Below are 10575 nucleotides of genomic sequence, written 5' to 3'. Positions count from 1 at the left end.
GGTTCACCTTCCACATCAGAGTTCACTAGTCGGAAATACCGCCAAGTCATTAGACCTTGTTTTCTCTGGGAATTTCTATCGTTCCCCCCATCCCGGGAGCGAGGCCGAAGCTACTTTTCCAATTCCGAATAAACGAGCACTTTTTCAGTGGCCTACCTCTATTTCCCGCAGGAGTCGAGTGGCTTCCGCTCCATTTCACTTCGAGCAACAACGATATTCCATACACCAATCTTTACGAAAAAAAACCAACTTACCTAAAGAGATAAGTTGGTTCTTTGCATTAGTTATTAATCACTTCAATACCGTCCACATGAATTCGTTGATTTTCTGCTTCAGGACGGCTCGTGCCTTTGACTGAGATCGTGACGGTATGTTCACCTTTGTTAAGACCTGAAACTTCATAAAGTGTCTGTTGGAACGCAGCTTCGGAGTCATAAGTGTCAACTTCTGCTACGTGTTCACCATTGATGAAAACATCTGCAATCCCCTGCGTTCGGCCACGGTAGCCAATCCATCTGAAGCCAGTGCCTTCAAACGTAAAGGAGACAGTTGCTTCTGTATCGTCTGAAAAGCTAGCTAAGTTCTCGCGATGATCAGCCAATGTGCTTTGTTGCCAAAGACCATCGTACGTAAAGATCATGTCATCGGCATTATAGTAAGAAGCTGTTCGAGCAACCGTTTTACTCGTAACAGAGGCGACCTTCACAACGGTACCGGATTGGTCATGTCCTGTAATAATCACATGGCCTACATCGTTAGCTTGATCGTTCCGTTTTGTTCAACAGAGACGATCTCAGCATCACTTGTTTCCCAGTGAACGGCCTCTTCACTTGTAAGGGAAATCGTTTGACCTGTCTCGAGGATTACTTCTTCTTGGTCCATGTGTGTGACCGTCACCGATAGTTCAAGCAATGTTCCATGTTCTGGACTGCTAAAGCGTACAGATGCAGTTCCTTCTTCAAGAAGAAGAAGTTCTCCCTCTTCACTAATCGCGGCTACATCCAAATCGCTTGACTCGATATCAATCGGTTCATCTATAGCAAAAGAAAAATCAATCGGAGCGTCTGTAAAATAAGCACCTGTCCAACCGGAAGCAAGCTCGTTCGCGGTTCGACCCGCGATGGTCCAATCTATATCTTGATGAACAGAGTCAATTGTCAGATCACCTAATCCGCGAACGTCAAAATGATGCATAAGCTGTCCTTGAACAATGTGTGGACGCATTTGCGCAAATTGTCTCATCGTCTCCACTTCTTGCTCCCAATCCTCAATTGATTCCGGGGCTTCCCAACGTTCAATATGTTGCTCCATTTCAGGTGCAATGACAGCAGCCATTTCATCTATCGTCTGAATCACATGATCTGCTTCAAAATTCGTATTTAAATAATGAGCAAAGCGAGTAAGGAACGTCTCACTAAACGTCTCATTTTCAAGCAATGTCCGGAGCATGAATGTCGACCAGTCTGGATTTGGCCAGCTTGTCCCGCCGCGCGCTGTTGCAAACGCAAACGTATCATGGGCGACCGTTCCGGCAGCAGCTGGCAAATCAAAACCAAAATCAAGGTCAAAGACAGACCAGCGCCACTTGCCGTCTGGGCGTTCGCGCCAATAGCGAATATTATTCCCAGGCCAGTCTGTGTTTCGAACAAAAATTTGAGCAATTTGATAATCAATAAAGTTATTCATGTCAACTTGACTAGAGATAAACTCATAAGCTTCAGCTGAAGCTGCTCCATTTTCCTCCATATAAGCTAAAAGTGCCAAATAATCATCATTTGTTCCTTCTCTAATGACGGCATCGTTTTCTAAGAAATCAAGGTTTTGCGGGTCAACGCCATGTTTGATTTCATAGTAATGATTGTCAAAACGCTCTCTTAGATTGTAAATTCCCCAATATTCCCCATTTACAAACAGAGTAGAAGGGCGGTAAAGCTGTGTTTCTACATCAAAGTCCCTAATGAGTTCTTGAAGCATGGCATCACGGAATAATGTGTTATTCCAATCATTTCCTGAATTGCGCAGAAGCAAACGATTGTATTCCTCACGAGTATCCTCTTCAAAGAAAGGATAACGGAAACGATTTTCCCCGTAATCACTTCTTGCATAAAGTCGGAACGATTTACGCGGTACAGTCCGTGAAGCTCCACCATGCATGCGAATGCCAGCACCTTGAGACAAAACGCGCTCGCCATTTTCTTCAAAAAATTCCAGGTGAATCGGGCGTTCCCATTCGGTTCCACTTTGAGCAAAGTTTCCCGTATGTTCAGGGTTTGGCGCCTCAGGGTTGTAGTAAATTCCTGGTACATAGATCCCAATTTCACGATCATAAAGGTTCGCCGGTGCAGTGGAGATGGAAACGATCGGCAAGGTCGTGTCGACTCCGATTAAGTACGAGTGGGTCACCTGTGCACTTTGTTCGATTCCTTCTGCATAAAAACGAGCACGAACGACGGTGTTCTCTTCGAGGTGAAGGGGAGCAGAGTAGATGTCTGAGCTCTCATCTGGTTCGGAGCCGTCCGTTGTGTATCGAATCACTCCTTCTGCCTCACCAAGTGTTGAAATCGCTACATCAATTGCCTGCTCATACAAGCCACCTTCGTCAGAAAAGACAAGCTGATGTTCAGGTCGGGCAAAATCTTTGTCTTTAATTTGGTCGTATAGATCTGAAAGAACGATCCAGTCCTGAATCGGATTGCCTTCTAAATAAAGACGTTCCCGTAACTCTGACAACTGTGTCAAAACGCCTACCGAGTCAATGTTGTTGTAGCGTGCATTTAAGTCTCTAAGTACGGTCATATTCTGAAGAGGTTGCAAGGACTCGATGTTGTTCTCACGAATATTTAACGATTGCAAGTTGGTTAGTTCTTCAATCGGTTCAAGTGTCGCAACGTTATTGCCTCGAACGTCTAGACTTGTTAAAGCACGTAAGCTCGATAGCGCCTCAAGGTTTTCGACTTGATTGTCTCTTACTTGTAAAGATTCAATGCGATTCATTCGAGCTAACGGTTGTAAGTCAGTAATCTGATTTCCTGAAGCATCCAAGGACACTAAACTTTCGAAAGCTTGAATTCCTTCAATGGAGCGAATTCCATTATTAGGAATAGAGAGCTGTTCTACTCTATTTAACATATCTTTGCGAATATCCCCATCTTCTAATTGTAATTCCGTACGAATCGCTTGTTCGAAAGCTGGATCTTCAAATACCAATTTTTGGTCATCGGCAAATAGAAATCCAAATCCCCAAACTAGGGCAATAATAGGAATAAGCCATAATAAATTCTTGAAAAGTTGTTGCTTCACGTCGAATCCTCCTGTATAAAACTCTAGCGCTCGCTATGGTTTATCATTTTTCTTCCAATAAACTATATGCATATTTGTAATGACAGCTGAAAACAACCAGTGTTATACTACTAATTATGTTAAGAAAGTATAAAAAGCAATAGTTACATTATAAAGACTTTGTAAAGGTTAAGTCCAATATAATTTTAAGGTGGTGATTGGTCTTGGCACTTGAAATTTTCAGTCGATATGAAGTGAAGTATTTAATTCCATTTGATGTGTACGAACAATTAGTACCCTATTTAATGGAGAGAATGCGATATGACAAGTTTGGTCAGCAAGGCCGTTACAACATTGTCAGTCTCTATTTTGATTCACCAGATAAAAAAATATATTATGAAACACGGAACAAATTGCGTTTCAGACAAAAGCTTCGTCTAAGAGTGTACGAGGATGCTACGCTTGACGGTCCAGCCTTTTTAGAAGTGAAGCAAAAATACAACAATGTTGTCAACAAAAGACGGACAAAGATTAACTTACGCGATGCCTATCATTACATTGATAACGGGACGACAGATTACATGAATGGGTATGACCTCTCAAACCCGCAAATATTAAAAGAAGTCCAGGCGTTCAAAGGTTTGTATGATTTAGTTCCACGTATCATCGTCAGCTACGATCGACAGGCGTTTCATGGATTGTATGAAGATGACTTACGGGTAACATTTGATTTCAACTTAATGTGCCGTGATGATAATTTACGTGTAGAAGATGGTCCAGTAGGAAAGCATTTTGTCGACCCAAATCTTGTTATTATGGAAGTGAAAGTTACGCATAGTGTTCCTCTTTGGTTAACTCGTCTTCTTAGTGAGTTCGAATGTCCGAAGAAAAGTGTTTCTAAATTTTGTACAAGTATAGACTTAATGGAAAATGTGCGGACAGAAGCCGTAACGAAAAATGATAAAGTAACTATTTTTGCTTGAGGAGAGTAAGATGAGCCAATTGTTTGAAGAACTTCAATTTTTTGCAGATCATACAACACGAGCAGCGGTGATTGAATCATTTGCTGCTATTATCCTGAGTTTTCTTTTGAGTTTATTAATTACGTGGGTTTATCGGATTACGCATAAGAAAGGTCAGTACTCGCAATCGTTTATTCATACGATTATTATCATGTCAGTTGTTGTATCTGTCATTATGATTGTGATTGGGAACAACATAGCTGTTGCATTTGGTCTTGTTGGTGCTTTTTCAATCATTCGATTTAGAAGTGCCATGAGTGATCCGAAAGATATTGCGTTTATCTTCTTCGGAATGGCTGCAGGTATTGCTTGTGGACTTGGATTTTACACCCTTGCAGTCTTGTTTGCTGTAACACTGTCGATTTTAATTTACATTTTGTTCGCTGTTGATTATGGTAGAAAAGACGAGGACGAAAAGACGCTCAAAGTGACGATTCCAGAGAATTTGCACTACGAAGATGTGTTCGATGAGTTGTTTGACCAATACTTACAAGACTATAAACTATTGCAAGTAGAAACAACAAGCCTTGGAACGATGTATCAGCTTACGTATACGATTACGTTAAAAGAAGGCATCACAGATAAAGTGGTCATGGATGCGATTCGTGAGCATAACGCAAACTTAAAAGTTTCCATTATTATGCCGTCTAAAACATATTAATCCCGGAAGAAGTGCATCACTAACATAATGTGATGTACTTTTTTCTTTCGTGCAGTGAAGAGGGGTCTGACTTCTCTTTCAATCAAGGAGGTGCCATTGTTGAAAAACGTACAGTTTAGAATTATGCTATCGACCGCAGTTATTATCGTCCTACTCTCTACTCAGAATGGTTATGCCCAAGTGACATTCACAGATGTAGCAAGAGATTTTTGGGCAAAGGAAGAAATAGAATTCTTGAACGGGCAAGACGTGATTTCCGGATTCCCGGACGGGGAATTTCGACCGAGTGAATCGATTACGAGAACACAGGCTGCAGCCATGCTAGTTCGTGCGTTAAATTTAAATACTGAAAATCGCCCCGATCCTGGCTTTCATGATATTAGCGCAAAATTTCACGCATACGATGTCGTGGCGACTGTAGCCGATGAAGGCTTAATGTCAGGAAGCGGTGGAAATTTCCGACCTGGAGAAACCTTATCGAGAGGACAAATGGCCGTTATCTTAAAGCGTGCCTTTGATCTATCTGGAGAATGGGATCGGCAATTTCGAGATATTAAATCCGATCACTGGGCATACAGTGCGATTCAAGCATTAGCGGCCAACCGCATTACGACGGGATATGCTACGGATACGACGTTTCGTGCAAGCCTACCAACAACAAGAGCTCAATTTTCTGTGTTTTTGGCGAGGCAATTAGAAGAGACGTTCAAGCCGGATGAATTCCCAATATCAGAGGCAGAACGTGCAGTTCTAGCACTGCATGAGCATGCAGTGGCAGGTAAATTGCCTCATATTAATACGCATTTGAATGCAAGTTTTGCAGATGTAGTACAGTCCCTCGGAAGCCCTTATACTTATGGATTAACGTATGTGCAATACTTTGAAGAAGGCTATTTTATAGGGCTGAACCCAAGCGGGAATGTCAACTATATTTGGGTGTATGATCAAGGCTATTTAACATTAACAGATTTAATCAATGCATTAGGACAGCCTGATCGTCAAGATATCGAACTAGGACAAATTCATACGATTTACCGTGTCGGTGAATATGAATTAGGATTTACGCGAAATCATGTGAGGAATGATCAATATTCAGAGCAGGTGTCTGAAGTCTTTCTTCGCTATCATGACGTTGACAAACAGTTTTATGCCATTGATCGATCGAGTTGGCAAACATACGAGAACGCCAAATTCGGCTATCGTGTCAATTTTCCTAGTCACTGGTCATCAAGCAGCGAATCGGCAGATGGAATCTGGCTACACGAAGAGTTCAACACGTACGTAACGGTTTTTGCCAGGGAGGAAGAACAAGCACTTCCCGACTACTATGAGCCGATTACTTTAAATAATGGAAAAAGAGCTTATTTCTTTGAAACAGAACAATATGGTTCTGTTAGCTATCACATGGTGTTAGTAGAAGATGGAGTCACATACCATTTTAGCGCGGAAATGCCACCATATTTCTATGAGGAAAACCAACACATCCTTGACGAAATCATGCTGAACTTTGAGTTAAGGGGTTAGGCCCGAATAGAATGGTACAAATCTTAATTCGTAACGGCTCTGAGAAAAATAGTAACCTTGAACAATTGCCGCTTCATGTTGAAGATGCAACAGGGAACTGATTGCAAAAGGCGGAGCTTGTGTTCGCTTTTACCGTGAACTTATCTAGTTTGAAACCGTGGTCGTTGATCTTCCCGATAGAAATGATTATTTAAGCAAATAGAAGGCCTATGCCTCGCAGAAATAAGCAAAGGGGGTGTGCGTAAAAGTCGAGTTCAGACCTTTTACGCGCACCTCCTTTATCCGTTATTCTAATTCCAAATGAACTCGCAACTCTCTACGTACGCGTGCTATTTCTTCATCAGGTAAAAGCAAATAATAAATGCCTTCAATGATTCTTCCGTTCCCAGTCAGCTCCATTTGTTCCACATGATGGCGAGCTTCCTTATAATTTGATTGGATCTTCCACATGGATTCTAAGGAAAGATCTGTCTTAATAGATGCTCCAACAGCATCTAAAATGGAACCTGCCCTCGTAATAGAACGTATGTGAGCACCTTCTTGTATGACGGCTTCAACGACTTGCCGTTGTCGTTCATTTCGACCAAAATCACCACGCGGATCTTCTTTCCTCATCCGAGAGTAAGCCAATGCTTCTTCTCCACTTAATTCAAGTTCTCCTTTAGGGAAGTGGAAGCCGTCTTGATGGAACTCTAACAAATCATTTGTAATTGAAATGCCACCAAGAGCATCAATAATAAGTTTGAATCCTTCCATATTAATGCTCATATAATGATCGATTGGAATATTGAGAAACTCCTCTACCGTGTCAATTGTCATTTGAATTCCACCAAATGCATAGGCGTGGTTAATTTTATCTTCCGTGTTTCTTCCAACAATCGTCGTTCGCGTATCGCGCGGAATACTTAGCATTTTTACAGACTCTTCTCTTGGGTTGACCGTCATCACAATAATCGTATCCGAACGCCCTGAATGTTCATCTCCCCTCGTATCAACGCCTGCAATTAGGAAGGAAAGTGGCTCTTGTTGATCAACGTCAACTTGAACCTCGCGCTTAGTTGATTGCTCCCTTCCTAAAGGCTCGTGAATCTCGTCGGCTGTTTCACGAACATGAAAATAAAAATAAAGGCTATATGCTACGATAACGACGAAAACAAGCCCCAGGAAAAGCGATAATAAAACAAATGGTTTTTTCATGAGGAAAACGCCTCTCTCAATTTTTAAAAATTTTAAATCTTATAAAGAAGTATACCGTGTAAACCTCTCTATGGAAATGCCAATCAAAGTTTTCCTGCTAGACGAACAATTACGAAAAAAACATAATAGTTGATAAGATCTATCTAAAAAGACTCGGAAAATCTCCAGTTTTATGGTAGATTAAATGTGGCGAATAAAAACCAAAAAAATAAGAAGGTGTAGCGCAATGATTGATATTCATAGTCATATCCTTTCAATGGTTGATGACGGTTCTCAGTCTGCTAGGCAATCGATTGAAATGGCAAAATCTGCAGAGGAGCAAGGCATTCGAATGATGATTGCGACACCACATCATAAAAACGGACGTTATGAAAATACGAAAACAACCATTATCGAAGAGGTAAGGCGATTTAATGAAGTGCTTAAAGAACAACAAATCGACCTCACCATTCTACCAGGACAAGAGGTTCGCCTATATGGTGAGATCTTGGATGATTATCAAAAAAATGAAATCCTTACATTGAATCAATCAAACTACGTATTGGTTGAATTTCCATCGGACCATGTTCCAAGCTATGCATCGCGATTATTCTATGAAATGAAATTAACAGGAATACAACCTGTGATTGCTCATCCAGAGCGCAATCGTGCCATATTGGAGCGACCTGATAAGCTGTTTGACTTGGTTGAACAAGGAGTTCTTGCTCAAGTAACAGCATCAAGCATGACAGGGCGTTTCGGGAAAAAAATAAAAAATTTCGCTCATCAATTAGTGGACCACCACCTCGTGCATTTTATAGCCTCAGATGCTCATAATGCTTCAACGAGACCAAACGAACTGCAACAAGCCTTCCAAACGATTGAGGAAGCGTTCGACCTCAACCTGGTTTATTATTTTCAAGAAAATGCAGAAATCCTTGTAAACGATCAAACAGTCTTTGTGGAACCCCCTGCTAGAATTCGAATGAAGAAGTTTTTGGGGATCTTCTAAAATGAATAAAATCTTGAAGGTGATCAATTGCAGAGAAGTATCAGAAAGATAGGAACAAAGATTGCCCTTTTAGATCTTTGGGGACTGCTATGGCTTGTGTTTCGGCGCGCCTGTACACGGACTAGGATTTAAGGCCACTGTTGTAATAAGATAGGGAAAGGGAGGGAACAGGTAAGTGAAAAAAATCTGGTTAATAGGAACGATTCTAGGAGTCGTTATCATCTTGATCGTTGTTGGAAACATCTCGTTTCAACAACGTGTAGATCAGTCTCAGCAAGAACGAGTACATGCTGAAGATGGGAGTGCTCAGTTAGAAATAGAGCTAGGTCAGGTTGGAGCTGAGGAAATGGTTGGATCGGGTGTTGAACAATTGGATCAAGACCAAGAAGTAACGGTGTCGGATACAGGTGAAGCGAACGAAGAATTTCAACATAACGGAAAGAAAGAGCAACATTCGTCTTCTAACGAAAAAAAGAGTCCATTAGATGAGACAAAAAAAGAAGCTACTCAGTTTCAAGAAGGAAATGAGTCCGCAAGAGAACATACAAGTTCTGGTGAACAGAGACATACAGGTGAACAGAAAAACCTTTCAGAAATTAGTAGGGAATATGTCCAAACGTTTCAACAGCTCGAATTCCAAGTTAACTGGAAGGTGGACAATTTAGTAGGAGAAGCTGAAAATGATGTTTTTTTTAACGGTTTAAATCATATCGATAAAGACTATTACGTAAAAAAGGGTCGAACGATAGAAGCAGAAGCAGATGCGGCTTTTGAAGAGCACTATGCACAGATGCAAAAGGAATTAAAACAGAATGGCCACAGTCAAAACGCTTTAAAAGAATTTCGGAGTACGTATGAACAAAGAAAAGCAGCTAGAAGACAATCACTAGAATCTAAAGCTGGATTCTAGTACTATAGAACCAATGTTATGCTTGAAAATGGTATAGGAGAATGATATTGCCAAACAAGGGTCAATCTAGTATATTTGTTATATAGTACAATCGTAATAATAGATTTAAATAAAAAAAGACATAGTAGGAGTGAATAGTATTGAAAAAGTATTCATTTAGTAAGAAAGTAGCAGGCGTTATGCTGGCTACTGTCCTTGTAGTTCAGCCAATGGCATCAGCACTACCATTAGTCGGTTCCGCTGTCGTACAAGCTGAAGAGGTGGCAGAATTAATTCAAATTATTGATGAAAAACTAGGTCAAGGTGAAGCGATCAACATTGCTACGAGCTTTGCAAAAATCGGCTTAAGTACGACTGCTGATCAGCTTGAAAATGACCTGAATGCATTTAGATCAGACAATCGTGAGGCTTTTAATACTTTATTTGAAGGAGAATTGTCGACTGATGATTTGATTTCATTTTTTGTGACGTTCATGAACGCAGCAGAAGATGTTCTAGATGATATGACCAAAGAAGAAATTGAAGCAGAAATCATTGCAGAGGGATATTATAACTTTATAGGTGGGATCGCTGAGGAAGCAATCAGACAAGATAACAAAGACGTTGACGGTATTCTTAAAAAGCATATCGGTATAGGGATTTTAGACATTGTAGTTGATATGCAAAAGGAATTAGACAAACAACTTAACATGAACAATGCAAGTTTAAGGCAAGCGATGGCAGATGCGTTATACGAATCTCTGGATGAGATCCGTATTCTAAATGAAAGCAGCACGATTTCAGACATTGCGAATGCTATTGGGACTGTTTATGAGAAACTTGATAGTAACTCCAAAACAATTATCCAAAATGCAAGAAGTAAGGTAAATGCGGGAGATGTAAATTGGAACGCTGTATTCGCATCGGTTCAAGTAAACTTACCAGTTAAAGACGAAGATGAAAGCACTGGCGGCGGTGGAGGAAGCACTGGCGGCGGTGGAGGAAGCGCTGG

At 40.9% G+C, this 10575-nt stretch carries 10 protein-coding genes; 7 read left to right on the top strand and 3 right to left on the bottom strand.

Annotated elements, in window-relative coordinates:
* Positions 1-280: 280 nt before the first annotated feature.
* Together JCM9140_RS20685 and JCM9140_RS22855 are read right to left on the bottom strand one after the other, a co-directional pair.
* Positions 281-742, bottom strand: coding sequence for a hypothetical protein (locus JCM9140_RS20685; RefSeq protein WP_034751168.1), 462 nt, complete (start codon positions 740-742; stop codon positions 281-283).
* Between the two features lie 5 nt (positions 743-747).
* Entirely contained in the window at positions 748-3300 is a 2553-nt protein-coding gene (locus tag JCM9140_RS22855; RefSeq protein WP_052002446.1) for a CotH kinase family protein, read from the bottom strand.
* 203 nt (positions 3301-3503) lie between these two features.
* On the opposite strand from JCM9140_RS22855, the gene JCM9140_RS20675 reads away from it, so the two are divergent.
* The 4 genes from JCM9140_RS20675 (at position 3504) to JCM9140_RS25530 (ending at position 6587) form a co-directional block, all read left to right on the top strand.
* Positions 3504-4262, top strand: coding sequence for a polyphosphate polymerase domain-containing protein (locus JCM9140_RS20675; RefSeq protein ID WP_052002444.1), 759 nt, complete (start codon positions 3504-3506; stop codon positions 4260-4262).
* A 10-nt stretch (positions 4263-4272) separates the two neighbouring features.
* Positions 4273-4962 carry a DUF4956 domain-containing protein gene (locus JCM9140_RS20670; RefSeq protein ID WP_034751165.1) on the top strand — a complete coding sequence of 230 codons (690 nt, stop codon included), beginning with the start codon at positions 4273-4275 and terminating at the stop codon, positions 4960-4962.
* A gap of 96 nt (positions 4963-5058) precedes the next feature.
* On the top strand, positions 5059-6486 hold the full coding sequence (locus JCM9140_RS22850) for an S-layer homology domain-containing protein (protein WP_206777500.1): 1428 nt from the start codon (positions 5059-5061) through the stop codon (positions 6484-6486).
* An 11-nt stretch (positions 6487-6497) separates the two neighbouring features.
* Complete coding sequence (locus JCM9140_RS25530) at positions 6498-6587, top strand: hypothetical protein (protein WP_488193384.1); 90 nt, start codon at positions 6498-6500, stop codon at positions 6585-6587.
* A 184-nt stretch (positions 6588-6771) separates the two neighbouring features.
* Here JCM9140_RS25530 and JCM9140_RS20660 read toward each other — a convergent pair whose 3' ends face one another.
* On the bottom strand, positions 6772-7683 hold the full coding sequence (locus JCM9140_RS20660; protein ID WP_034751163.1) for an LCP family glycopolymer transferase: 912 nt from the start codon (positions 7681-7683) through the stop codon (positions 6772-6774).
* A gap of 226 nt (positions 7684-7909) precedes the next feature.
* Here JCM9140_RS20660 and JCM9140_RS20655 point away from each other — a divergent pair, with 226 nt between their 5' ends.
* From JCM9140_RS20655 to JCM9140_RS20645, 3 genes are all read left to right on the top strand, one after another.
* The gene (locus tag JCM9140_RS20655; protein WP_034751160.1) at positions 7910-8674 is read left to right on the top strand and encodes a tyrosine-protein phosphatase; all 765 of its coding nucleotides are present in this window, start codon (positions 7910-7912) and stop codon (positions 8672-8674) included.
* Positions 8675-8849: 175 nt separating this feature from the next.
* Complete coding sequence (locus JCM9140_RS20650; protein WP_034751157.1) at positions 8850-9584, top strand: hypothetical protein; 735 nt, start codon at positions 8850-8852, stop codon at positions 9582-9584.
* A 140-nt stretch (positions 9585-9724) separates the two neighbouring features.
* Positions 9725-10575: hypothetical protein (locus JCM9140_RS20645; protein ID WP_034751154.1), on the top strand; the 851-nt coding region annotated here is incomplete at its 3' end.

The sequence above is a fragment of the Halalkalibacter wakoensis JCM 9140 genome (assembly GCF_000513095.1).
GTDB lineage: Bacteria > Bacillota > Bacilli > Bacillales > Bacillaceae_D > Halalkalibacter > Halalkalibacter wakoensis.
This window is presented reverse-complemented; position numbering and strand designations above follow the sequence as displayed.